The sequence below is a fragment of the Glycomyces sp. TRM65418 genome (assembly GCF_019710475.1).
In the GTDB taxonomy this organism is placed as follows: Bacteria; Actinomycetota; Actinomycetes; order Mycobacteriales; family Micromonosporaceae; genus Glycomyces.
On sequence record NZ_JAJFAX010000001.1, the window covers coordinates 194,816 to 219,672 of the forward strand.

At 72.4% G+C, this 24,857-nt stretch carries 22 protein-coding genes; 14 read left to right on the plus strand and 8 right to left on the minus strand.

The window, feature by feature from the left end:
* Positions 1–310: 310 nt before the first annotated feature.
* Positions 311–943 (minus strand): dihydrofolate reductase family protein, encoded by a 633-nt coding sequence (locus K3N28_RS00820; RefSeq protein WP_228090576.1) that lies wholly within the window; start codon positions 941–943, stop codon positions 311–313.
* A gap of 121 nt (positions 944–1,064) precedes the next feature.
* On the opposite strand from K3N28_RS00820, the gene K3N28_RS00825 reads away from it, so the two are divergent.
* Positions 1,065–2,216: a GyrI-like domain-containing protein gene (locus K3N28_RS00825; RefSeq protein ID WP_228090577.1), complete on the plus strand. Its 1,152-nt coding sequence runs from the start codon at positions 1,065–1,067 to the stop codon at positions 2,214–2,216.
* Between the two features lie 9 nt (positions 2,217–2,225).
* Here K3N28_RS00825 and K3N28_RS00830 read toward each other — a convergent pair whose 3' ends face one another.
* Complete coding sequence (locus K3N28_RS00830; protein ID WP_228090578.1) at positions 2,226–3,167, minus strand: LysR family transcriptional regulator; 942 nt, start codon at positions 3,165–3,167, stop codon at positions 2,226–2,228.
* Between the two features lie 71 nt (positions 3,168–3,238).
* On the opposite strand from K3N28_RS00830, the gene K3N28_RS00835 reads away from it, so the two are divergent.
* The 5 genes from K3N28_RS00835 (at position 3,239) to K3N28_RS00855 (ending at position 7,453) form a co-directional block, all read left to right on the plus strand.
* Complete coding sequence (locus K3N28_RS00835; protein WP_228090579.1) at positions 3,239–3,463, plus strand: hypothetical protein; 225 nt, start codon at positions 3,239–3,241, stop codon at positions 3,461–3,463.
* 171 nt (positions 3,464–3,634) lie between these two features.
* Complete coding sequence (locus tag K3N28_RS00840; protein WP_255640244.1) at positions 3,635–5,395, plus strand: serine/threonine-protein kinase; 1,761 nt, start codon at positions 3,635–3,637, stop codon at positions 5,393–5,395.
* A gap of 237 nt (positions 5,396–5,632) precedes the next feature.
* Complete coding sequence (locus tag K3N28_RS00845; protein WP_228090581.1) at positions 5,633–6,427, plus strand: hypothetical protein; 795 nt, start codon at positions 5,633–5,635, stop codon at positions 6,425–6,427.
* A gap of 50 nt (positions 6,428–6,477) precedes the next feature.
* Positions 6,478–6,666, plus strand: a complete 189-nt coding sequence (locus K3N28_RS00850; RefSeq protein WP_228090582.1) for a DUF1304 domain-containing protein — start codon at positions 6,478–6,480, stop codon at positions 6,664–6,666.
* 244 nt (positions 6,667–6,910) lie between these two features.
* Positions 6,911–7,453 (plus strand): RNA 2'-phosphotransferase, encoded by a 543-nt coding sequence (locus K3N28_RS00855; RefSeq protein ID WP_255640245.1) that lies wholly within the window; start codon positions 6,911–6,913, stop codon positions 7,451–7,453.
* A 77-nt stretch (positions 7,454–7,530) separates the two neighbouring features.
* On the opposite strand, the gene K3N28_RS00860 is transcribed toward K3N28_RS00855, so the two are convergent.
* Entirely contained in the window at positions 7,531–8,979 is a 1,449-nt protein-coding gene (locus tag K3N28_RS00860; RefSeq protein WP_228090584.1) for an MFS transporter, read from the minus strand.
* A 161-nt stretch (positions 8,980–9,140) separates the two neighbouring features.
* On the opposite strand from K3N28_RS00860, the gene K3N28_RS00865 reads away from it, so the two are divergent.
* Positions 9,141–9,533: a helix-turn-helix domain-containing protein gene (locus K3N28_RS00865; protein WP_228090585.1), complete on the plus strand. Its 393-nt coding sequence runs from the start codon at positions 9,141–9,143 to the stop codon at positions 9,531–9,533.
* A gap of 53 nt (positions 9,534–9,586) precedes the next feature.
* Here K3N28_RS00865 and K3N28_RS00870 read toward each other — a convergent pair whose 3' ends face one another.
* Positions 9,587–10,375, minus strand: a complete 789-nt coding sequence (locus tag K3N28_RS00870) for an inositol monophosphatase family protein (RefSeq protein ID WP_228090586.1) — start codon at positions 10,373–10,375, stop codon at positions 9,587–9,589.
* A 180-nt stretch (positions 10,376–10,555) separates the two neighbouring features.
* Positions 10,556–11,233, minus strand: coding sequence for a hypothetical protein (locus K3N28_RS00875; RefSeq protein ID WP_374209659.1), 678 nt, complete (start codon positions 11,231–11,233; stop codon positions 10,556–10,558).
* Between the two features lie 345 nt (positions 11,234–11,578).
* Between K3N28_RS00875 and K3N28_RS00880 the strand changes: the two genes are divergently transcribed.
* From K3N28_RS00880 to K3N28_RS00890, 3 genes are all read left to right on the plus strand, one after another.
* Positions 11,579–12,607: a LacI family DNA-binding transcriptional regulator gene (locus K3N28_RS00880; protein WP_228090587.1), complete on the plus strand. Its 1,029-nt coding sequence runs from the start codon at positions 11,579–11,581 to the stop codon at positions 12,605–12,607.
* 125 nt (positions 12,608–12,732) lie between these two features.
* Positions 12,733–15,981, plus strand: coding sequence for a phosphodiester glycosidase family protein (locus K3N28_RS00885; protein ID WP_228090588.1), 3,249 nt, complete (start codon positions 12,733–12,735; stop codon positions 15,979–15,981).
* Positions 15,982–16,145: 164 nt separating this feature from the next.
* A complete protein-coding gene (locus tag K3N28_RS00890) occupies positions 16,146–17,654 on the plus strand; it encodes an Hsp70 family protein (protein ID WP_228090589.1) in 1,509 nt (502 codons plus the stop codon).
* A 12-nt stretch (positions 17,655–17,666) separates the two neighbouring features.
* On the opposite strand, the gene K3N28_RS00895 is transcribed toward K3N28_RS00890, so the two are convergent.
* Positions 17,667–18,242: a DNA-3-methyladenine glycosylase I gene (locus K3N28_RS00895; protein WP_304608664.1), complete on the minus strand. Its 576-nt coding sequence runs from the start codon at positions 18,240–18,242 to the stop codon at positions 17,667–17,669.
* A gap of 105 nt (positions 18,243–18,347) precedes the next feature.
* Between K3N28_RS00895 and K3N28_RS00900 the strand changes: the two genes are divergently transcribed.
* The 3 genes from K3N28_RS00900 (at position 18,348) to K3N28_RS00910 (ending at position 21,381) form a co-directional block, all read left to right on the plus strand.
* Complete coding sequence (locus K3N28_RS00900; protein ID WP_228090590.1) at positions 18,348–19,652, plus strand: cytochrome P450; 1,305 nt, start codon at positions 18,348–18,350, stop codon at positions 19,650–19,652.
* A 74-nt stretch (positions 19,653–19,726) separates the two neighbouring features.
* Entirely contained in the window at positions 19,727–20,377 is a 651-nt protein-coding gene (locus tag K3N28_RS00905) for a GNAT family N-acetyltransferase (protein WP_228090591.1), read from the plus strand.
* 116 nt (positions 20,378–20,493) lie between these two features.
* The gene (locus K3N28_RS00910) at positions 20,494–21,381 is read left to right on the plus strand and encodes an intradiol ring-cleavage dioxygenase (protein WP_228090592.1); all 888 of its coding nucleotides are present in this window, start codon (positions 20,494–20,496) and stop codon (positions 21,379–21,381) included.
* 91 nt (positions 21,382–21,472) lie between these two features.
* Here K3N28_RS00910 and K3N28_RS00915 read toward each other — a convergent pair whose 3' ends face one another.
* Both K3N28_RS00915 and K3N28_RS23305 read right to left on the minus strand, forming a co-directional pair.
* Complete coding sequence (locus tag K3N28_RS00915; protein WP_228090593.1) at positions 21,473–22,093, minus strand: VOC family protein; 621 nt, start codon at positions 22,091–22,093, stop codon at positions 21,473–21,475.
* A gap of 64 nt (positions 22,094–22,157) precedes the next feature.
* Entirely contained in the window at positions 22,158–22,949 is a 792-nt protein-coding gene (locus tag K3N28_RS23305; RefSeq protein ID WP_304608665.1) for a TetR/AcrR family transcriptional regulator, read from the minus strand.
* Between the two features lie 78 nt (positions 22,950–23,027).
* Between K3N28_RS23305 and K3N28_RS00925 the strand changes: the two genes are divergently transcribed.
* Positions 23,028–24,833, plus strand: coding sequence for an ABC transporter ATP-binding protein (locus K3N28_RS00925; protein ID WP_228090594.1), 1,806 nt, complete (start codon positions 23,028–23,030; stop codon positions 24,831–24,833).
* The last annotated feature ends 24 nt before the right edge of the window (positions 24,834–24,857 follow it).

The following is a 24,857-nucleotide window of genomic DNA, read 5'->3' on the forward strand; positions in this document are numbered from 1 at the left end:
TTCACGATAACAATACTGACGACAGCGGTCAACCCATCGAGATGCATAGATCTGAATTGAGTCGGACCTGAGGTCGGGCGGCCCATTCCAGTGGCGCAACCGAATGCCGGACGCATCGCAGGGGAATCGATTCTGTAGGAGAACGCTTACCTCTACTGCATTTCCGCAAGGGAGGGTCGCCGCCCCGCCGGCGGCCGCCCCGCGGGGGAGTCGGCGCGCCGACGCGGCACCTCCGCGCCTCTGCGCATGGGGACTGCGCCGAGGGGGGCCCGGGGTGTCGTGCGGGAATCGGCCCGGGAGCCGGATCGGTTCAGGCGGGGGCGCGGGTGAAGGTCACGTGCGTGACGCCGCTCGGCGACGAGGTGGCCTCGACCTGGAACTGCCGCTCCAGGCCTTCGAGCCCGTCCCAGAGGCGCACGCCCCGGCCGAGCACGATCGGCACCACGGCGAGGTGCATGTAGTCGATGAGCCCCGCGGCCAGGAATTCGCGGAGCATGGTGGCACCGCCGCCGATGCGGACGTCCAGACCGCCTGCGGCCTCGCGGGCGGCCTCGAGCGCCTCGGCGGGCGAGGCGTCGATGAAGTGGAACGTCGTGCCGCCCTCCATCTCGATCGACGGGCGGACGTGATGGGTCAGGACGAACACCGGCGTGTGGAACGGCGGGTTCTCGCCCCAGGGGCCCTGCCATTCGGGGTCCTCGTGCCAGCCGGGGTAGCCGAACTTCCCGGACCCCATGATCTCGGCGCCGATGCCCGGGCCGTACTGCCGGACGAACACGTCGTCGACGCCGCCGCTGCCGCCGGGCTCCCACGACCGCGTGGCGGCCATCCATTCGTGCAGCCGCTCCCCCGCGTGGCCGAAGAAGGCGTCGCGGCTGACGCCCTCGCCGGTGCCGAAGCCGTCCAGCGAAATCGCGAAATTGTGGACACGGGCGAGCGACATGGACGGAACTCCTTCGTTCGGGGTGGAACCTCTTCCAGCATCATGCCCGTTCGGGGCCATGAGGTCCAGTGCCGTGAAGGCCGCCGGATCCGCAACGGTATTCCAGTGCTAGAATACTGGGATGACCGCAGCGCTGACCGAGGGCGAGTTGACGGTGCTCGGGCTGCTCGTCGAACGGCCCCGCCACGGGTACGAGTTGGAACGGGTCGTCGAGGAGCGGGGCATGCGCGCCTGGACGGCACTCGGGTTCTCGTCGATCTACTACGTGCTCGACAAGCTGGCCGGGCGCGGCCTGATCGAGCCGACCGGCGCCCCCGCGTCGAAGAAGGCGCGGGTCGTGTTCCGGCCGACGGCCGAGGGCGTGGACGCGTGCGCCGCCGCCACCCGGGACGCGCTCGCGGCGCCGACGCCGCTGCGGGGACGCGTGCTCATCGCGATGGCCAACAGTCCCGGTCTGCCCGACGCCGAGGTGGCGGCCGGACTCGCCCAGCGCCTCGAGGCGTTGCGGGAGCGGCTCGCCGAGGTCCGGGCGGCGCGTGCCGCGCAGGAGCCCCTGCCGGCCGCCGCCGCCGCGATCTTCGACTACAGCGAGGCCATGCTGACGACCGACCTCAGCTGGACCGAGACCACCCTGGCCGCATTCACCGAGGAGACCGCCATGCCCAAGTACGACGTCAAGAAGGCCCACAAGGAGCTGTACGCGCCGAGTGCGAAGGCGTTCACCGTGGTCGAAGTGCCCGAGCTGCACTACATCGCGATCGACGGCCACGGCGACCCGAACACCTCCTCCGCGTACGCCGACGCGGTCGAAGCGCTCTACGGCGTGGCGTACACGTTGAAGTTCGCGAGCAAGGCACTCGGCGAGGACTTCGTGGTCGGCCCGATGGAGGGGCTGTGGCGGGCCGACGACCCCGCCGCGTTCCTCGCGCGGCGCAAGGACGAATGGGAGTGGACCATGATGATCAACCGTCCGGACTGGATCACCGAGGACATGGTCCACGCCGCCGTCGACCGCGTCGCGCAGCGGCGGCGCACCGACGCGCTCGACGCGCTCCGGATGCTCACCCTCGACGAGGGCGCCTGCGTCCAGATCCTCCACATCGGCTCGTACGACGACGAGACGCCCACATTGGAGCGCCTCCACCGCGAGTACATGCCCGAGCACGGCCTCGCCTTCAACGGCGACCACCACGAGATCTACCTCAGCGACGCGCGCCGGACCGCGCCCGCCAAGCTCAGGACGATCCTCAGGCAGCCGGTCAAGGCCGCGTAGGCCTCGCGGCTATGCGGCCGCCCGGCTCCGTTCGGCGGCGGTCCGCCGTTCCCTGAGGGCGACCTCCTCGCGGATCGCCGCGAGGCCGCGGGCGATGGCGGGCTGCTCGGCGCTGCCGCGGCGCACCACGGTGAACAGGCGCCGGATCGGAATCGGGTGGCCGTGGATCGGCACGCGCACCACGGCGTGCTCGGCCGGGATCGGCACGAGACGCGAGTACAGGCCCACGCCGAAACCGGTGCACACCAGCCCGGACATGCTGGTCCAGTAGTCGGCGTGGTGGGTGAAGTCGGGCGAGAAGCCGGCCGCCGCGGCCGAGCTGAGGAACAGCTGATGCTGGTCGACGCAGGCGGCCATGCTGATCCACTCCTCATCGGCCGCCTCGGCCAGTTCCACGCTCTCGCGGCCGGCCAGGCGGTGGTCGACCGGCACCAGCAGGTCCTCGATGTCGTCCATCAGGAGCTGCTGGTCGAACCGCTGGTCCGCGGGCGGCGGCGTGGTGTCGGTGGGGGTGATGACGGCGATGTCGGCGTCGCCGGACTCCAGCATGCGGAACGCGTCGTTCACCTCGACCGCGGCCAGGTGCATCCGCACGCCCGGATTCGCCTCGCGCAGCTTCTTGGCCGCCGGGGCCACGAAGGCCGAGATGGCGCTGGATATGCCGCAGAAGCGCAGGGTGCCGATCTGGCCGTCCGCGAGCGCGGCGAGGTCCACTTTGGCTCGTTCCCATTGCGCGTACAGCACGTCGGCGTGCTCCAGCAGGAGCTCCGCGGCCGGGGTGAGCCGGACGCGGCGGCCGTTCGGCTCCAGCAGCCGGACGCCGGTCTCGTGGGCGAGCTGTTTGAGCTGCTGCGACACGGTGGAGGGCGTGAGGTGCAGCGCGAGGGCGGTGGCCGTGACGGTGCCGTGCGAGCGCAGGACTCGCAGGGCTTGCAACTTCGGATCGATCATTCGGATAACCCACAAGGTCCGGTACGAAAACTTCCGTTGTTCCCGGACGATACCAGGCGAAGACTGGTCGTATGACCAACGAAGAGCACCTCGACGACCACGGTTGCCCGATCTGCGAGCTTCGCATGACCGAGGCCCTCACCGTGGTGTCGCGCCACCGGACCTCCACGGGCACCGTGACCTACGCCCGATGCGAGTGCGGACGGCTGTCCATGTGGTCCGAGCCGGCCGCGTTCGTCCAGGCACCGCCGCAGCTGCGGGCGCTGGCCCGGGGGCCGGTCGCCCGCAGCCGTTGAGCCCCCTGCGGGCGGTGCCGGGAGCGACCGTCCGACTGCGGCGCGCGTCTCATGTGACGTGTTGTTCACGCTCGTGCATTAAGGTGGATCCCGTCACATGCGGACGATTCGTGTTTTCGGTGATCGGAGCGACGGTTGCGCGCTGGGCAGGTTGTGGGCGATCGGTACAGGTTGGAAGAGCGCCTCGGTTCGGGGAGCCAGGGACAGGTGTGGCGGGCGGCCGATCTGCGGCTGAGCGAACGGCCCGTGGCGCTCAAACGCGCGCTCAGCGGCGGTGACGCGGCCGCGGCGGCGAAGGTCCGCCGCGAGGCCGAAGTGCTCGCGAACATCAACCACCCCAACGTCGTCACGGTCTACGACGCCGTCGAGGAGGACGACGACTGGTGGGTCGTCATGGAGTTCGTGAACGGGCAGACCCTCGCGCAGCTGGGAACCGTGGCCGCCGGGGAGGCGGCCCGCTACGGGGCGCAGCTCGCCGGAGGACTGGAGGCCGTGCACGCCAACGGGATCCTCCACCGGGACATCAAGCCCGCGAACGTCATGGTCACCGACACCGGCCACGCGAAACTCGCCGACTTCGGCATCGCGCGGCAGGTGCACGCCGAGCCGACCCTCACCGGGACCGGCGCGGTCACCGGGACGCCCGGCTACGTCGCCCCCGAGGTCGTCAAGGGCGGCAGGTTCACCCCCGCGGCCGACGTGTTCTCCTTGGGCGCCACGCTCTTCCACCTCATCGAGGGCACCTCGCCGTTCGGCGAGGGGAACGCGCACGCGCTGCTGTGGCGGACCGCGCAAGGCCGGCGCCTGGAGCCCGAGCGGGCCGGCGATCTGGCCCCGGTGCTCGACCGACTGCTCCAGGCCGACCCGAAGCGGCGCATCAAGGTCGAGGAGGCGCGCCTCGCCCTCGGCGAGTTGAGCGGCGAGCCCACGATCGGCGCGCGCCGCCGGCGGGTCACGAGGCGGCGGTGGATCGGGGCGGGCGCCGCCGCGGCGGCGCTCGTGGTGCTGATGGCGGCCGCCTGGCCCGTGCTGGGGCCCGGTGACGACGGCGGGGCGGGGAACGGATCGCCCGCGTGGGCGGGCGTGGACCTCATCGGCGAGGAGACCACCGCCGATCCCTGTGCGCTGCTGGACGTCGAGGCGCTGGCCGCCTTGGGCGAGACCCGGCTCGACACCGACAAGGGCGACCCGGCCCAGTGCAACGCCGTCGTCTACCACTCCGAAAAGGGCTTCCTCGACGTCGAGCTGTACTTCTACTCCAGCGACGGCGAACCGCCGCCGGGCGAGGCGACCATGGTCGGATCGATCGGCGTCATCCGGTACGAAGGCGACCACGACCGGTGCGGGCGGCAGCTGGTCCTGCCCGACGGGGACCACTTCGTCACCGTGAACGCCCGGCAGGACACCAGCGGCGAGTGGGACCTGTGCGCGGCGGCGGACGTGGCCGCCGACGGCGCGGTCGCGGTGCTGAACCAGGGGCGGGTGCCCCGGCGCGAGGAGGAGCTGGACGCCGATTCGCTGTTCCGGCTCGACGCGTGCGAGCTCCTCGACAGTGAAGGGCTCGAACGGTTCCCCGGGGTCGACGCGCACCATCCGCTGGAGCGATTCGGCGGGTGGAAATGCAAGTGGTACAGCACCACCAGCGACAGCGAGCTGCAGCTGGTCCTCGACCGCTCCGACCCGCCGAGCGCCGACGACGGCGAGCCGATCGAACTCGCCGGGAGGGACGCGATCATCCGGGGCGAGCACTGGGAAGCGCAATCGTGCATGGTCAGCGTCGTCCACCGCCACTACGCCGGCCCTGACGACGACGGAACCACCACGACCGAGTACCTCCACGTCATCGTCGCCGGCGAGGACCCCCTGGAGGAGCTGTGCGACCTCGCGGTGACCATGGCCGAGCCCGCGGCGGCGGCACTGCCGCCGGTCTAGGCCCCGTCCCCGCCGACGCGGCGAGTCCGAAGACGATCGCCCCGCGCCGCGGGCGTCAGCGGCGGCGCCTTCCGGACCGGCGGAGGCGCGCGTTGCGGCGGTGTCCACCGGCCGGTGCGATCCGTTGCCGCGCATGGGCCGCTCACCGATTCGGGCACTGCAGCGGTGATACGCCGCGCGGTTCGGGAGTGGTCCCGGAGCGGGCGTGCATGCTAGGACGCAGGAAAGGAGGTCGGCATGACCGACATCTCGCAGGTCGAGGGGCTGGAGCCGCTGGCGGCGAACCACGCCAGCCTCGCGTTCGGCGTCCCCGAGTCCGTGCCCGGCACGATCTTCGCCCTATCGGTGTCCGGCGGCGTCCGCTTCCGGCCCAAGGAAGCACGCGTGGTCCTCTTCGGACGCAACCGCCCCGAGGTCCACGTCTGCGTCGGCGAAGACGACCGACGCGTCAGCCGCAGCCACGGCCGCCTCGCCCGCCGCGGCGACCACTGGTGGCTCGCCAACACCGGGCACCTGCCGCTCCAGCTGCCCGGCTCGCGGATGCTGTTCCCCGAGGACGAGGCGTTCCCGCTCCAGACCGGGTACACGCCGGTGTTCATCAGCGGCACCGCCCGCCGGCGGCACCTGGTGGAGCTGTACGTCGCGGGCGTGGACGGGCGGCTGCCGACGCCCGCGCCGGAGGCGGCCACGCTGAAGGACCGCCCCTGGAAGCTCGACGCCGACGAGCGGCTCGCGCTCGTGTGCCTGGCCCAGCGGTACCTCCTGCACGACGCCTACCCGCAGCCGGTCTCCTGGAAGCAGGTCGCCACCGAACTCGCGGAGCTGCGCCCGGACGAGGGGTGGCGGCCGAAGAAGGCCGAGCACCTGATCTCCGGCGTGCGCCGACGCCTGTCCTCCGCCGGAGTCCCCGGCCTGACGCGCGAGGAGGTCGGCGAACCGGTCGGCAACATGCTCAACCACAACCTCGTCACCGAGCTGCTGCGCACCCGCACCCTCGTGCCGCCGGATCTGCTCATGCTGGGCGCCGACTGAGGGGCCGGACCGGCGGCACCGCCTCACGGTGCGGGGAAGCACGGCGGTCCATGTGGCTCGCAGTTCAGTTCGCGGCCGCGCTCGCCGGCCTCCTGCACGTGCGCCTCCGGGTCATGGAGACGCTGCGCTTCGACGACCCGAAGGCGCACCGCGGGGTGTTCCGGGTCGCGAGCGCCGACGTGGAGCGCGTCCGGAGCCGGGCGTTCAATCAGAGGGCCGGTACACCCTGTTCCCGGTGATCGGGGCGCTCGTCGGGGTCGCGGTGGTGCGGTTCGAGCAGGCGGTCGGCTGGACGCTGATCCGGTTCGCGCGCGGCTCGATGCCGGGGCGGCGCTGGTGCTCGTGGCGAAGGACCGTTCGATGGCCCGGCGGCGCTCGAGCAGGGCCTGTTCCCGGTGCCGGCGCTGCTTTTCGCGCTCACGCAGCGGTGATCGGTTGATAGGCTGGCGTCCCCATCGGGACGCCGGATGAGCGGAGGTCGACGTGAACGAGCGGCGATTGGTGCGAGTCTCGAAATTCCTGTCGCGGCACCTGCGGCACGACCCGGACCGTATCGGGATCGAACTCGACGAGCACGGCTGGGTCGAGGTCGACGCGCTGCTCAAGGCCGCCGAGGACCACGGATTCCCGATCACGCGCCAGGAACTCGAAGAGGTCGTGGACGAGAACGACAAGCAGCGGTTCGCGCTGCGGGACGGCCGGATCCGGGCCAACCAGGGGCACACGGTCGACGTGGACCTGGACCTCGACCCGGTCGATCCGCCGCCGCTGCTCTACCACGGCACGACCGAGCGGTTCCTCGACTCGATCCGCGAGGAGGGCATCAAGGCCATGGACCGCCACGACGTGCACCTCTCCCCCGACCACGAGACCGCGGTGGACGTGGGTTCGCGGCGCGGCGAGCCGGTGGTGCTCGTCATCGACGCGGGGCGGATGGCCGACCGGGGCCACTTGTTCTACCGGTCGGAGAACGGCGTGTGGCTGACCGAGCACGTGCCCGCCTGGGCGATCACCTTCCCCGACTGAACGCCCTTGCGCGAGGGCCGACTTCGACGCCGGGGGCCGCCGTCCGCTGCGGACGGCGGCCCCCGGCGTCGGCCTCGCTAGCCGATGGCGACCGGTACCGGTTCCACCGTGGCGGCCTCGCGCCGGCGCGTGCGCAGCACGGTGACCGCGATGACGAAGGCGAGGGCCACGAACACGGCGGCGACGGCGTAGCCGACGCGGAACCCGCCCGTCAGGGCTTCGGCGTGGGCCGCGCCGCCCTCGGTCAGCGCCCCGGTGCGAGTCGCGACCGCGGTGCTCAGCACCGCCAGGCCCATGGCGCCCCCGACCTGCTGGGCCGTGTTGAACAGGCCGGAGGTGACCCCGGCGTCCTCCGGTTTCGAGTCGGCCATGCCCAGCGTCATCAGGGCGGGCATGGTGATGCCGAAGCCGAGCGGGGCCGTGATCATCCCGGGCAGCACGTCGACCAGGTAGGACCCGTCGGCGCGCATCTGCGCGAAGAGCACGAAGCCCGCGACCATCACCGCGAGGCCGACCATGGCGAGGCCGCGCGGCGAGAAGCGGGCGAGCAGCTTCGGCGCGACCCACATCGACACGACCGCGATCACCAGCGGCGCGGGCAGGAACGCCATGCCGGCGGCTCCGGGCGCGAACCCGAGCACCTGCTGCAGGTAGAGGACCGTGAAGTACATGAACCCGAACGCGGCGCCGACCATGAGCGCCTGCGCCAGGTTCGCCCCCGCGACGTTGCGGGAGCGGAGGATGCGCAGCGGGATCAGCGGCGCGGCGGCCGTGGCCTGGCGGAGGAAGAACCCGGCGAGCAGGACGATCGCGAGCGCGCCGAGGCCGAGCGTGCGGGCCGAGTCCCAGCCCTGGTGCTCCACCTCGATGAGCGTGTAGACGGCCAGCATGACGCCGGAGGTCACCAGGACGGCGCCGAGGACGTCGGCCCCGGCCTTGACCCCGATGCCGCGGTCGTGCTCCAGCAGCTTCCAGGCCAGCGCCAGGACGGCGAGGCCGATCGGGACGTTGATGAAGAAGATCGACTCCCAGCCGACGGCTTCGGTGAGGACGCCGCCGATCACGCTGCCCAGCGCGCCGCCGCCCGCCGAGGCGAAGCCGAAGGCGCCGATGCCCTTCGCCTGCTGCTCGGGTTCGGGCAGCAGCATGACGACCATGCCGAGGAGCCCGGCCGAGGCGATCGCGCCGCCGACGCCCTGCACGAAGCGGGCGCCGAGCAGGAGGCCCTGCGTGTCGGCCAGGCCCACGGCCGCGGAGGCGGCGACGAACAGGGCCAAGCCGGTCATGAAGACCCACTTGCGGCTGATGAGGTCGCCGAGCCGCCCGGCGAGGAGCAGCAGGCCGCCGAACGGGATCACGTAGGCGTTGACGGTCCACACGAGACCGGCTTGGGAGAAGCCGAGGTCGCCGCGGATCGCGGGCAGCGCGATCGTGACGATGTTCTGGTCGAGGATGATCATGACCTGCGCGGCGAGCAGGACCGTGACGGTGAGCCAGCGGCTCCGGAGGGTCGGTTCGGCGGACATCGAGGGCTCCTAGCGTTTATGGGGAACGATTTGTTCCTTGAGCCATCATGTGTTCCAATGAAGGAATCCGTAAGAAGGCACTTCGATGTGCCGGGGGATACATCGATGTTCCTCTCCAGGTCGAACCCCGCGAACCGCCTAATGTGAAGTGAGGCACTGTGATGACCGACGACGGCTGCGTCCTGCCGAAGTCCGACGTGCAGGCCGAGGCCTGCCCCATCGTCCAGATCATCGACCGCGTCGCGGGCAAGTGGTCGGTGTCGATCCTGGTGGCGGCCATCCGGAAGCCGGTGCGCTACACCGAGCTCGAACGCAGCATCCCCGGCATCAGCCGCCGGATGCTGACGCTCACCCTGCGGAACCTGGAGCGCGACGGCCTGCTGGAGCGCACCGTGTACCCGACCGTGCCGCCGAAGGTGGAGTACCGCGCGACGCCGAGCGCGCGGGAGCTGTACGGGCATCTGACGGGCCTGCTCGACTGGGCCGAGCGGCACCGCCCCGACATCATCGAGGCGCGCCGGGCCTACGACGAGGCGCGGGCCTTGGCCGCATAGCGGAACGCTGCAGAGCGGAGCGCCGAGCCCGGTCGGGCTCGGCGCTTCGCGTGTCAGGCGAGTTCGGCCAGCAGCGCCCGGTGGACTCGAGGGGTCGCGGCCAGGATCGACACCGCTCCGTCGCCGTAGTCGACGCCGTCGAAGTCGGTGACGAGCACGCCGGCCTCGCGGCAGATCACCGTGCCCGCGGCGACGTCCCAGAGGTTGATGCGGTCGTGCATGACGGCGTCGTGGCGTCCGGCTGCCAGCCAGCACAGGTCGAGCGCGGCCGATCCGAGCATCCGGATCCGCTGGATCTTGGGCACGAGCCGCTGGAGCGTGGCCAGGCGGCGGAGGTTGCGCCTGTCGGCGTCCGGGCCGACCGCGAAGTCCCCCATCGCGACCACGGCCCCGGCGAGCGCCTCGGGGGCGACGGCCGAGAGGGACTGCTTGTTCAAGGCCGCGCCGTGGCCGAGCGCGGCGCTGTAGCGCTCCTCGGCCATCGGGGCGTGGACGACGCCGACGACCGGCATCCCGTTGCGCGTCAACGCGAGCGAGACGCCGAACTGCGGCGAGCGGTGGGCGAAGTTGATGGTCCCGTCGATCGGGTCGAGGACCCATTCGTACGGGGAGTCGGTGTCGCCGGTGCGACCGCGCTCCTCCCCCAGGAGCGGAACCCCGGGGGTCGCCTCCGCGAGGAACGCGCGGACCGCGTCCTCCACGGCGAAGTCGAGGTCCGTGGCGAAGTCGCGGTCGCCCTTGCCGCTGATGGACCGTTCGCGGCCGAGCCCCGACCGGATCACCTCCACCGCTCGCTCGGCCGCCTGCTCGGCCGTGCCCAGGAATTCCAGCAACTCGCTCATGTTTGCAGTGCCCGCTCTCGATCGACCCACCCCGACGGACCTCATCTTAGGGGGCCAAGACCATGCGGCACTTGGACTCCCGGCGCGGTTCGCCTCCGGACGCGCCCAAACCGCGCACCCGGGCCGCTCGGACGGGAACGCGGTTGCGAGCCGGTGCGCCCGCCGTAGGGGCGCACCGGGTCAGGGCGCGAGCGGCAGCCACACCCGCATGGGCGCGGGGGCCCTGGTGGCGCGCAAGTGGAACGGGATCAGCGGGACCTCGGCGGACTTGCCTTCGTCGGCGGCGGCGGGCGGGCCGTAGGGCCAGGTGTCGGGGCGGTCGTGACCGCGCTCGAGCACGACGCCGGCGGACACGTACACGCGGCCGTCCCGTTCCAGCGGCACGGCCGAGGCGTCGACCGAGAGGTCAGCGACGTCGGCCCCGCCGGGCAGGTCGATCGACTCGGCGCACAGGACCACCGGGCCGCGCTCGACGGCGGCGCAGCCGCGCACGGCGTCGATGCGCGGATCCGGGAAGGTCCACCGCGGCCGCACTGGCAGGTCGAGACGGATTTCGTCGCCGGGCCGGCACGCGGCGGTGACCGCGGTGAACGCGCCCGCCGCGACCGTGCGGGCCTCGCCGTCCGGCCCGGTGAGGCGGGCGCCTTCGGCCCAGGCGGGGACGCGCAGCGACATGGTGCGCTCGCCGCCTTCGTTCGCTTCGACGCGCACGGTCACGGCGCCGTCCTCGGGGTAGGCGGTCGCGACGGTGAGCGCGAAACGAGCGCCGTCCACTGTGGCGTCGATCGTGGAAGGGGCGTACTGGTGGATCTGGATCCCGCCGCCGTCGGGGCCCAGAACTCGTTCGCGTCGGGCCAGGCGGTGTCGCCGCCGATGTAGGTGGCCCAGGCGTTCCAGTACAGGAGCTGCTTGTAGTCCTCGGCGGTGATGGCGTCCTGGTCGTAGTCGCGGATGGCCGAGGTGGGTGCGCCGGGCGGCCGAAAGAGTCCGAAAACCTTTTCGGTCGTTGCGTCGCCCCCGATGCTATTGGCCGCGGCACGGCGATGTCAATGCATCGATTGCCATGGATTCCCTGCGGCTCGGTGACCGAAAGCCGGTTCGGCAACGTTTCGGCCGGTCGGCTACAGTCGAGCGATCCCGGATGCAGCACGGGCCGCGCCTCGAGGGCGCCGGCCCGGCCGGGTCCCGGCAGAAGGAGGACGAGTGGCCCGATCTTCCGCGGCGCGCGGCACCCGCGCCGCCACGCTGTCCGATGTGGCGCGATTGGCGGGCGTCTCCGTCTCGACCGCCTCGAAGGCGCTCAACAACCGCAACCACGTGCACGCCCAGACCCGCGAGCGGGTCCTGCAGGCCGCCGCGCAGCTGTCCTTCTCCCCCAACTCGCTCGCCCGGGGACTCCTGGCCGGGCGCACCGGCACGGTCGGTCTCCTGACCTCGGACCTGGTGGGCCGCTTCAGCCTCCCGATCCTCATGGGCGCCGAGGACGCGTTCGGCGCGGGCCAGGTGTCGGTGTTCCTGTGCGACGCCCGCGGCGACGCGATCCGCGAGCGCCACCACGTGCAGGCGCTCTTGAGCCGCCGCGTGGACGGCCTCATCGTCGTCGGCTCCTCCACCGACCCGCGGCCGCCGCTGGCCGACGCGGTGGACGTGCCCGTGGTGTACGCCTACGCGCCGTCGGAAGACCCCGAGGACCTCTCGATCGTCCCCGACAACGTGGGGGCCGGGCGGATGGCCGTCGAGCACCTCATCGCCTGCGGGCGCACCCGGATCGCCCACATCAGCGGCGCCCGGCACTACAGCGCCGCGCGCGACCGCGCGGCCGGCGCGCAGGAGGCCCTCGACGCGGCCGGGCTCGCCCTCGTCGGCGAGGTCGCCTACGGCGCTTGGGAAGAGGGGTGGGGCCGGGCCGCGGCCGGAATGCTCCTCGACCGCTCCCCGGAGGTCGACGCGGTGCTGTGCGGCTCGGACCAGGTCGCCCGCGGGGTGCTCGACACGCTGCGCGAACGCGGCCGCCGCGTCCCCGAGGACGTGGCCGTCATGGGCTTCGACAACTGGGACGTGATGACCACCGGCGCGCGGCCCCAACTGACGAGCGTGGACATGAACCTGGAGGAGCTCGGCCGGGCCGCGGCCAGGGCCCTGTTCGAGGCCATCGACGCCGAGCACGGCCGCGGCGTCCGCACCGTCCAGTGCCGGGTGACCGTGCGGGGCTCCACGGCGGCGGAGGGGTGAGCCCCGGTTCGCCGGGAGTTTGGCGATTATTTTCGTACTAGGGACTTCCCGTGAAGCGGAATTTCATGGGATCTTGTGGGGACGACTCGCTCGACCATGACTCCCCCCGAAAGCCAGGTCCCATCGTGCGCAAGACTCCATGGATCCTCGCGGCCGTGCTCGCCGCCGGCCTCCTCGTCCCGCCCGCGAGCGCCCAGGACGCGCCGGCCGACGCCATCGCCGTCGACGCCGACAGCACCCTCCTCGCCCCCGGCGTCGCCCTCGACTCCTACGACCGGTGGGAGGACCAGGGCTGGCTGCGCGCCGACGCCGTCACCGTCGACCTCGCGGGCGCGCATCCCGAGTACCTCTCCCCCGGGTCCGTGGCCGCGGCCGCACCGGTCCGCGAACAGGCGGCCGGGATCGACGACGTGGTGCTCGCGTTCAACGCGGACTTCTTCGACATCAACGACACCGGCGGGCCGGAGGGCGTCGTCGTCGTGGACGGCGAACTCGTCAAGTCCGCCGACGCCGGGACCGCGAACGTGCTCGGCTTCGACGCCGACGGGCGCGCCGCGATCCGGTCGATCGGCTTCACCGGCACCGCCGACACCGGCTCCCGGGTCCTCGACCTCCACGGCCTCAACACGACCGAACTGCCGCGGGACGGGATCGGGGTCTACGACGCGGACTGGGGCGAGGCGAGCCGCGCCCGCGTCGCCGACGGGGCCGCCGAGGTGGTCGAAGTCCACCTCGTCGAGGGGACCGTCACGGCCGTGACCGACGCGCCCGAGGCCGGGCCCATCGCCGAGGACGCGATCACCCTGGTCGGCCGCGAGGCCGGAGCGCAGGCGCTCGCCGCACTCGCCGTCGGCGACCGCGTCGCCGTGGCATACGCGCCGGTGCTCGACGGCGAGCTGCCGCGGACCGGCGTCTCGGGACGCCAGATCCTCATCCGGGACGGCGCGATCGTCCCCCACGCCGACCAGGCCCGCCACCCGCGGACCGCCGTCGGCCTCTCCGAGGACGGGACCACCCTGTACGCGGTCACCGTGGACGGCCGCCAGGCCGCCAGCGGCGGCTACACGCTCGACGAGGTCGCCGCCGAGCTCCTCGAGATGGGCGCCCACAGCGCGATCAACCTCGACGGCGGCGGCTCCTCGACCCTGCTCGCCCGCGCCCCCGGCACGGACGACCTGCTCGCCGTGAACAGCCCCTCCGACGGGACCGAGCGCGCGGTCGGCAACGGCCTCGCGTTCACCGTCCCCGCGGGCGACGGCACCGCGGCCGGCTTCGCGGTCGCACCGCAGGGGCCCTTCGCGCCCGGCGCGATCGACGGCCTCGACTACGACCGGGTCTTCCCCGGTCTGAGCCGCCCGCTCGCCTGGGCCGCACACGACGCGACCTTCGCGCCCGCCGAGGCGACGCCGCGCTGGCGGACCACCGGAGGGAGCCGCGTCGACGGGGACGCGGTCTTCCACGCGGGATGGCGATCCGGCACGGTCGAGGTCCACGCCCGCTCCGGGCGGGCCGCCGGCTCGACCGAGCTGACCGTGCTCGGGCCCCTCCGCACGGTCGCCCCCTCGCAGCGGCTGCTCGCGCTGCCCGACGCCGCGGCGACCGCGACGTTCCAGCTGATCGGCGCCGACGCGGACGGCTTCACCGCGCCGATCGACCCGGTCGACATCGCACTCGACTACGACCGGGACCTGCTCACCGTCGCGCCCGACGGCCTCGGCGGCTTCACCGTCACCGCGAAGCGCGACAGCGGATCGGGCGTCGTCACGCTCACCGTCGGCGGCCGCACCGCGAGCCTCGCCGTCACCGTCGGGCTCACCGAGCGGCCCGTCGCCGACTTCACGGACGCGGCACAGTGGACGTTCTCCGCGGCCCGCGCCACCGGGTCGGCCGCGCCCGCGACCGGGTACGAGGGCGATGGCCTCGCCTTGAGCTACGACTTCACCCAGTCCACCGCCACCCGTGCCGCCTACGTCCGGCCCCCGGCGAACATCGCGGTCGAAGGGCAGCCGCAGCGGTTCGGCATGTGGATCAAGGCCCAGGGCGACGGCGAATGGCCGTCACTGCACCTCAAGGACGCCGACGGCACCGACGTGGTGCTCCGCGGCGCGCACCTCGAGGACGAGGGCTGGCAGTGGGTCGAGTTCGACGTGCCCGAAGGCACGAACCACCCGGTCTCGGTGTACCGCTTCTACGTCGCCGAGACCAAGGCGACCGCGGCGTACCACGGCGAGATCACCATCAGCGGCCTCGTCGCCTACACCGCGCCGGACGTCGAGCTGCCGGCGGTCGCGACCGAACCGGACCCGCTGGTCGCCGACGACCTCGACGGCGCCGAGTGGACCTTCGCGGTCATGTCCGACGCCCAGTTCGTCGGCGAGAGCCCCGACAGCGCCATCGTCGCCTCCGCGCGACGCACCCTGCGCGAGATCAAGGACTCCGAGGCGGACTTCCTGATCGTCAACGGCGACCTGGTCGACGAATGCGAGGCCGACGACCTCGCGCTCGCCGAGCGGGTCCTGGACGAGGAACTCGGTGACGACCTGGAATGGGTCTACGTCCCCGGGAACCACGAGGTCATGGGCTGCGACATCGCGGACTGGTCCGCGGTGTTCGGGCCCGCCCGGCAGACCTTCGACAAGGGCCGCACCAGGTTCGTCACGCTCGACACCTCGCGGCTCACCGTGGCCGGCGGCGGCTGGGAGCAGATCCTGATGCTCCGCGAGACGCTCGACGCGGCCGCCGCCGATCCCGACGTCGACTCGGTCGCGGTGGTGGCCCACGTGCCGCCGCACGACGCCAGCCCGCAGCAGGCGAGCCAGTTGGGCGACCGCCTCGAAGTCGCCGTGGTCGAGCGCTGGCTCAGCGGCTTCGAGACCGAGAGCGGCAAGCAGGCGGTCTACATCGGCGCGCACGCGGGCTACTTCGCCGCCGACCGCGTCGACGGCGTGTCCTACTGGGTGAACGGCAATTCCGGGAAGGCCCCGCACGGCACCGCCGCGGACGGCGGGTTCATCGGCTGGACCGAGTTCGGTCTCGGGGCGGGCGGCGACTGGCTCGCCGCCCAGGTCCGGCCGCAGGTCGACGCCTTGAGCGTCACCGCCGGGGCCGTGCCGCGCGGCACGGCCGTCCAGGTCGAGGCCGCGCTGACCCAAGGCGACCGCGTGCTGCCGGTGGCCTACCCGATGGGCGCGGCGTGGGCCGGTTCGAGCGAGGTCTATGTGGGCGAGCGTCCGCCGGGGCCGATGCACTGGTGGCGCTACGACGCCTGGTTCGACCCCGAAACGCGCGAGCTGTTCGCCTGGCGCACCGGCACGGTCGAGCTGACGCTCACCGTCAACGACGTCGAGGCGGTCGGCGCCTTCACCGTCGCATGAGCGGTCGGGCGCGGCGGTGAAGCGCCGCCGCGCCCGACCGCCTCAGGAGCCTCGCGACCGATGCGGCACCACTCTGGCCCCTGGTGTGGTTCGTTAAGCGCGACAAGGAAAAAGAATGCGGGAACCGTAGAAATCAATCGGTTGGGGCAAATAGACTCACGCCCATGCAATCCGCCCCCCGAACCGTCGGCGTCGGCGTCGACCTGGGGTCTTCGGCCACCACGGTGTCCACGCGCCGCAGCGACGATCGACCGGAGACCCGTCACTACGACCGCGACGACACCGACGGCCCGAACGTCGCGCTCGCCGAAGCGGTCCGCGACGCCGGACAGCACGCGTCGTCGGTCGCGCTCACCGTCCCCGCCGCCTGGAAGTCGACGCGCCGCCGCGCGCACGCCGAGGCCGCCGCGAACGCCGGCTTCGACGTCGCCGTGCTCGTGACCGAACCCGAGGCCGCCGCCAGGTACCTCGCCGAAGCCGAAGGCGCGCAACCGCATCCCGGGGGGCCGCTCATCGTCTGCGGGCTCGGGGCGGGCTCGTGCAATGTCGGGGTCGTCCGCCGCGAAGGCGACCGGTACCGCGTCGAGGCCGCGAAGAGCGCCGAGGACCTCGGCGGCCGGGCCTTCGACCGGCTCCTGCTCGACCACCTCGCCGCCCGGCACCGCGCCATCGACCCCGAGTTCTGGAACCGGGTCGCGGACCCCGCCGAGACCGCCCTGCGAACGGGCCTGTTCGCGGAGGTCAGGCGGGCCCGCGAGCATCTGACCGAGCATCCGTCCACCGCCGTGCGGCTGGCGGCGATCGGACGCGAAGTGCGGTTGAGCCGCGAGGAGGCCGACCAGTGCCTCACGCCCGCGGTCCTGCGGATCATGGCCCTGGTCGAGGAGGTCATGCTGGAGGCGAGGATCGGCGCGGACGAGCGCACGGCCCTGATCCTGGTGGGCGGGGCGAGCCGGACGCCGCTGATCGCCACGGTCATCCGCCACCATCTCGGCGTCCAACCCGTGCTGCCCGAGTTCCCGGAGCTCGTGCTCGCCGAGGGCGCGGCGCTGGCGGCGCTCGCCCGGGTCGAGGAGACCGCTGCGGCGGCGGACACCGCGCCGCCCGAGCGGTTGCGGACGAGCCCCGGCGTGCTGGTGACGGCCATGATGGTCGGCATCGCGATCGCCGCCATCGTCGGTGCCGCGCTGATGAACCGCGATCCGGGCGACCAGGGCGGCGCCGACGCCGTCACGGACGACATCGGCATCGGGTCCCTCCCGATCGAGGCCGAGACGACCGAGCCGGTCGCCACGACGGAACCGACGACCGATCCCGCGCCGACGCCGGAGCCGCAGGAGGAGGACGAGGGCGAGGCGTCCACCGTCCCGGATGCGTCCCCTTTGGACTCGGCGAGCGCGGCCTCGGCCTCGGCGGCCGACGTCGCCGCCCCTTCGGAGACGGAGGCGACCGACGCGGCGGTGCCCGATGTCACCGGCGTCTCGCTCGCGGACGCGAAGCGGACGCTCGCGGAGGCCGGGTTCACGAACGTGTCGGCGCAGGGCGAGCGGCGCACCGGCGCCGACCACGACCACTGCGCGACCACGGCGCAGTCTCCGGGCGGCGGGAAGCGGGCCGGATACGACGACCCGATCACCCTGTCCTATGTGTTCGTGGGCAACGACGACTGCTGACGGCCCGGGCGGTCAGGGGGACGCGGGGACGTGGCAGTCGGCGAGGTGGTCGTCGACCATGCCGACGGCCTGCATCATCGCGTAGGCGGTCGTCGGCCCCACGAACCGGAAGCCGTGCCGTTTGAGCGCCTTCGACAGGGCCGTGGACTCGGGTGTCACCGCCGCGACGTCCGCGATCCGCTTCGGTCGTTCGCGCCGCTCGGGCGCGAACGACCACACCAGGTCGGTGAGGCCGCCGTCGAGTTCCCTCGCGGCTTTGGCGTTCGCGATCGTCGCGGCGATCTTGGCCCGGTTGCGGACGATCCCCTCGTCCGCGAGAAGCCGCTCCGCGTCGGCCTCGGTGTACTCGGCCACCGCGGCGATGCGGAAGCCGTCGAAGGCCGCCCGGAACGCCTCCCGCTTGCGCAGGATCACCAGCCACGACAGACCGGACTGGAAGGCCTCCAGGCTGATCCGCTCGAACAGGGCGTCGTCGCCGCGGATCGGCCGGCCCCATTCGCGGTCGTGGTACTCGCGGTAGAGCGCCGGTTCGGCGCCCCAGGGGCACCGCGCCAGGCCGTCCCCCTCGAATCTGACGGCGTCGCCCACCGTTCGCTCCCGTCCCTCGTGCGGATCGCCCGAGCGTACGCGCCGCCACCGACAATCCGGCTCGAGCCATTGCGCCGCAAAGGCCCCGGATTATACGATGCCGCCATGGCCTCACCTTTAACGATTCCGGTCGTCTCGGGCGCCCGGCCGGTCCTGGGTCACGCCCTCGAACTCGTGAAGGATCCGCTGGGACTGCTCCTGCGCGGGCACCGCGAGCACGGCGCGGCGTTCCAGCTCCGGCTGCCGCTCAAGCGGGCCACGGTGCTGCTCGGTCCCGAGCACAACAAGCTCGTGTTCGACGAGACCGACCACAGGCTGTCGATCCGCGCGGCCTATCCGTTCTTCCTGCGGATGTTCAGCCCCGACTTCTACTTCTTCGCCCCCTACGAGGACTACCGGCGCCAGCGCCAGGTGGTGCTGCCGCGGTTCCAGGGGCCGCAGCTGGACGCGTACGTGGCGGTCATGGAGGCCGAGGCGGAGCGGTTCATGGACGGGTGGGGCGACCGCGGCGAGACGTCGATCCCCGGCTCGTTCGGGCCGCTGGTGATGCGGGTGGCGGCGCACGCGTTCCTCGGGGAGCGGTTCGCGGAGACGACGACGGACTGGTTCGGGGAGTTCCGCCGCTTCTCGCGCGGGGCCGATTACCTGACCCCGGGCTGGCTGCCCGCGCCGCATCTGGTGCGCAGCCGTGCCGCGGGGAAGCGCATCCGGGCCCGGTTGCAGGAGATCATCACGCGGCGCCGGGCCGCGTCCGGGGAGGGCGGGGACTTCCTCGACGCCTTCGTCAAGGCCGAGTACGAGGACGGGACGCCGGTCCCGGACGCGATCCTCATCGATCTCATCGTCATGCTGGTGTGGGCCGGACACGAGACCACCACGGGGCAGCTGGCGTGGGGGCTGATCGATCTCCTGCGCCACCCCGAGGAGCTGGAGCGGGTGCGGGGAGAGGCGGACGGGATCGCCGGACCGCTGGACGCGAAGGGCGTGCGTCGCCTGGGGCATCTCGACCGGTGCCTGCACGAGTCGGAGCGGCTCCACCCGGTCGCGTTCCTGATGGTCCGCCGCGCCGCCGAGGCCCTGGAGGCCGGCGGTCGGGAGATCCCGGCCGGGTCGGTGGTGATGCTCTCCCCCATGGCGTCGCACCGGCTCGATTCGGAGTTCCCGGATCCGCACCGGTACCGGCCCGACCGCTATGTCGAGGATCCGGCGCAGCGGTCGCGGCTCATCGGCTTCGGCGGCGGTCTGCACCGGTGCCTGGGCATCCGGTTCGCCTACCTGGAGATGTCGGTGATCGTCGCGAAGCTCGTCCAGCGGTACGAGTTCGAACTGCTCGACCCGGATCCGCAGCCGGTCGCGCGGACGGGCGCGAAATGGCCGGAGCCGACCCGCGTGCGGTATCGGAGACGCTGACCACTCCACTGGCGCGGACGTCGTTATTGCAAGATACTTGCAATAACGCGTCCCCTTCGGCCTTGAGGAGCAGCATGTCCGCACCCGACGTCCACTCGATCCCCGATCTCGTCATGGCCTGGGGCCGCGGCCGCGCCGTCTCGCGGCTCACCGCGCCGCCGGCTCCCGTCCCCGGCGGGTTCGAGGTCGCCGTCGGCAGGCCGAGCCGCGAGATCCGGCAGGTCTTCCACACCTACACCGCCGAGTCCCTCGCGGCGGCGGCCGAGCGCCTCTCGGAACCGGGACGGCAGATCATGATCGCCGGGCCCCGCGACCTCCTCCGCGAGTCGGTGCCGGCGACGTGGACGATGGACGCGGCCGGGCACCTCATGACCGTCGGGTTCGCGCCGACGCGGTACGAGGTCCCGGACGGCTACCGCCTCAGCGTCGAGACCGAGGGCGCGCTCACGGTGGCGCGGGCGTTCTACCTCACCGGTGACCTGGCGGCCTCGGCCCGCTTGGGCCGGGACGGGGCGTTCGGCGTGTTCGACAAGGTCGTCACCGATCCGGCGCACCGGCGCCGGGGCCTGGGCGCGACGCTCATGCGGGCGCTGACGGGCCACGCGGTCGCGCTCGGGATGCAGTGGGGCCTGCTCGTCGGCAGCGACGACGGCCGGGCCCTCTACGAGCACCTCGGTTGGACGTTCGTGTCCGATTTTCCGGGTGTGCGCAGCAAGGGCGACTGACGCCGGGCCGGTCGCCGCGACCGGTGTTCTCCGAGGTTCCTCTGATGCGGTTTTGAGGCGCGCAGCGGCTCGGCCCTGAATGATCGGGGCACGAACCGCCAGAGAGGGGCACCACGGTGAGGACGACGAAGCGCGAATCGCAGAGTTACGAGGGCCGACCGTACGCGAAGCCGGACGAGGAACTGGTCGACCAGGGCCTGCGATTCGACATCGGGACGCTGTTGAGCCGCCGCGGGGTCCTCTTCGCGGGCGCGGGTGCGGCGGCCCTGGGCTTGGCGGCGTGCGGCACGGCGTCCGACTCGAGCGGCTCGAGCGGTGCGACGTCCGATGCGGCCGCGGGTGATCTCACCGAGATTCCCGAGGAGACCGCGGGGCCGTTCCCGGGCGACGGATCGAACGGGGCCGACGTGCTGGAGCAGAGCGGCGTGGTGCGCGGCGACATCCGCTCCAGCTTCGGCGCGAGCACCGCCACGGCCGAGGGCGTCCCGATGACGCTGGAACTGACGGTCTACGACATGGCGAACGGCAACGCCCGATTCGCGGGCGCCGCGGTCTACGTCTGGCACTGCGACCGCGAGGGCCGGTATTCGATGTACTCCGAGGGCGTCGAGGACGAGAACTTCCTGCGCGGCGTCCAGATCGCCGACGCGGACGGCGTCGTGACCTTCACCAGCGTCTTCCCGGCCTGCTACGAGGGACGCTGGCCGCACGTCCACTTCGAGGTGTACCCGGACGAGGCCTCGATCGCCGACGCCGCCGAGGCGATCGCGACCTCGCAGGTGGCGCTGCCGGAGGACGCCTGCGAGACGGCGTACGCCGCGAACGGCTACGAGCAGTCGGCGGAGCGCCTCGCGACCGTCGCGCTGGACTCGGACACCGTGTTCGGCGACGACGGCGGCGCCGCCCAGCTCGCCACCGTGACCGGCGACGTCGCCGGCGGGTTCACGGTGTCACTGGCGGTGGGCGTCGACGCCGCGACGGAGGCGAGCGGCGGCGCGCGGTGAGCGGTGCCGGCTAACGGCGGACGGCCAACGGCGGACGGCCAACGGCGGACGAGGCCGCCGCTTCGCCGGCGGCCTCGTCCGCGTTCGATGCTCAGTGGAGGACGACCAGGCCGGTCTCGCCGAAGACGGTGGCGGCCAGGGACGGCCGGTTCCCGGCCTTGACGGGGAGCTTCGCGCCGAGCGAGGCGATCGACGGCTCGATCCGCTCCGGGTGCGGGTGGACGCCTTCGAGCGCCACCAGCGGAACGGTGGGCAGGTTCGCCGACGGGTGCGGCGAACGGCCCCAGTCGATGAGGAAGGGCACGAGCCCGGCGTGGCCGCGCTCGACGTCGAGGGTGAGCCGCCACGTGAGGCGCTCGCCGTTCGGGATCTGCCGCGCCATCTCGCGGGGCTCGCCCGGGTCGTATCCGGTTTCGCGGGCGGCCGCGACCGCGGCGTCGATGCCGTCGACGCGGACGGCCCAGGCCATCACGCGGGCCTCGGCGAGGCCGTCGATCCCGAACGGCCGCGGAGCCTGCGGCGCGTCCTGATCGGGATCGGGTCCGACGATCTCGAGGTAGGCGCCCTCGCCGAGTCCGAGCAGGTAGTTCCCGGTTCCCAGGCCCGGATGAGCGCCGCCGGGGACCGGTCGGGTCCCGGTCAGGCGGGCGATCTCGCCGACGGTGGCGGCGAGGTCGGGCGTGGCGAGCACGATGTGGTCGAGTGAGGACATGGCCGCAGTCTAGTCACGATGGGCCGCAGGTGTAACGAGTGCCGCACGATGCGTCCGCCCCGGTTCAGCGCCGCCGCGGGTCGGTGAGCGCTTCCAGGATCTCGTCGCCGGCCTCCTCGAGGACCCGCGATGCGGCTTCACGGGCCTCGGCCTCGCCCGGTTCGTAGCCGATGCGGCAGCCGTCGGGGCCGAAGGCGGGGTCGGGCGCGGGCGCCTCGGTCTCGCGGCGCATGAGGTCGCCGATGCCGTTCTCCAGCAGGTCGAACGCGTGCCGGGCGGCGGAGACCGCCCGCGGATAGAGCTCGTCGAGCGGCTCGCCTTCGAGGACGTGGTGGACGTTGACCTCGACGAGGATCTGCTGGGTGTGCAGGACCTGGGCGGCGACCAGGCGCGAGGTGAGGACCGGGTGGCCCTCCTCGATGAGCGCCTCGGCCAGGAGCGCCCCCGACTGGCGGCGGTAGTCCATGGCGCTCACCAGCAGCGCGGGGGTGGCCCGGATCAGGCGTTGGACCTTGAGGAACAGGGGGCTGTCGCTCAGCCCCGTCTGCGGCGCGCGGCGCTCGAGCAGGTGGAGGTAGTGCTCGCGCAGGGCCGCGTGCGGGGTCTGGCCGCGGGGGCGCTCGCGCACGACTCGGGCCGCGTCGCCCGTGTGGTGCTTCATCCCGCCGATGACGAGGTCTTCCTTGCTCGGGAAGTAGTTGAACACCGTGGCCTTGGAGACCTCGGCCGCCGCGGCGATCTCGGCGACGGACACCCGCTCGTAGCCGCGCTCCTCGAACAGGTCGAGGGCGGTCCGCTTCAAAAGCCCCCACATCGCGTTCTTCTTGCGTTCGCGCAGGCCGGTGCGTTGCTCCACCCGTTCACTGTACCAGATCGAAATTTGAACCGGGAAAAACTTTGTACCCGGTCAAAGTTCAATGCTACGCTCGCTCCCATGACAGGAAACCCACCCTCGCCTCCCCCCGCGAAAGCGGCCGAACCCGAGCCCGAGGACGCCCCCGAAGGCTCGATCACCCGGCTCCTCGCCGAATACCTCCGCCCCCACCGCAGGCCCCTCGCACTCACCGTGGCCCTCCAGATCGTCGGCACCATGGCCTCCCTGTACGTGCCGACCCTCAACGCCGACCTCGTCAACAACGGCGTCGCCCAAGGCGACACCGCCTACGTCCTGCGCCACGGCGCGATCATGCTCGCGGTCACCCTCGTCCAGATCACCGCGTCCGGGTTCGCCGTCTACTTCGGCGCCCGCGCCGCCATGGGCCTCGGGCGCGACCTGCGCGCCGACCTCTTCGCCCAGATCCAGCGCTTCTCCGGCGCCGAGATGGAGCGGTTCGGCGCGCCCTCGCTCGTCACGCGCGCGACCAACGACATCACCCAGGTCGTCACCATGCTCGTCATGGGCCTCACCCTGCTGCTGACCGCGCCGATCGCCGCCTTCGGCGGCCTCGCGCTGGCGCTGAGCCTCGACGTCCCCATGTCGGGCGTGCTCTTCGCCGCGATCCCCGTCATGGCCCTGATCATCTACTGCATCGTCGCCGCGATGGTCCCCGCCAGCCGCGTCATGCAGCGGCGCATCGACGGGATCAACCGCGTCATGCGCGAGCACATCACCGGCATCCGGGTCATCCGCGCCTTCGTCCGCGACGACCACGAGCAACAACGATTCACCAGGGCCAACGCCGAACTCACCGAAGCCTCCCTCAAGGTCGGCCACGTCCAGGCCTTCTTCGGGGCCACCGCGATGGTCTTCGGCAACCTGACCTCCATCGCCATCGTGTGGCTCGGGGCCGGGCGCATCGCCGACGGCACGATGCAGATCGGCGACCTCATCGCCTTCCTCACGTACGCCGGGATGATCCTCGGCGCGGTCATGATGTCCATGGGCGTGTTCATGACGGCCCCGCGCGCCAAGGTCGCCGCCGGCCGCCTCCGCGAAGTCCTCGACACCGAACCGGGCATCGCGGACCCGGCCGAACCGGTCACCGAACTCGCCGGAGTCGGCGAGCTCCGCGTCGAGGGCGTCACCTTCCGCTACGCCGGCGCCGAAGCGGCCGTCCTCCACGACGTCGACCTCGTCGCCCGGCCCGGCCAGACCACCGCGATCATCGGCTCCACCGGCGCGGGCAAGACCACCCTGCTCCACCTCATCCCCCGCCTGTTCGACGTCGACGCCGGCGGCATCCGCGTCGACGGCGTCGACGTCCGCGAGATGGACCGGGCCCTCATCGCCCGCACCATCGGCCTGGTCCCCCAGCGCGCGTACCTGTTCTCCGGGACCGTCGCCTCCAACCTCCGCTACGGCGACCCGGACGCGAGCGACGAGGTCCTCTGGCGGGCACTGGAGGTCGCGCAGGCCGCCGGATTCGTGCGCGCCATGCCCGACGGCCTCGACACGGTCATCGGCCAAGGCGGCACCACCGTCTCCGGCGGCCAGCGCCAACGCCTGGCCATCGCCCGGACGCTGGTGGCGCGCCCGAAGATCTACCTCTTCGACGACTCGTTCTCGGCCCTCGACACCGCCACGGACGCGGCCCTGCGGGCCGCGCTCGCGACCGAGATCGCCGACGCCGCGCAGGTGATCGTCGCCCAGCGCGTCTCCACCATCCGCGACGCCGACCGCATCGTCGTGCTCGACGCCGGACGCGTGGTCGGCACCGGCACCCACGAGGAGCTGCTGGCGGACAACCCGGTCTACGCGGAGATCGTCAACTCCCAACGCACCCTGCAGGAGGCGCTGTGACCATGCGAGGACCGGGCGGACCCG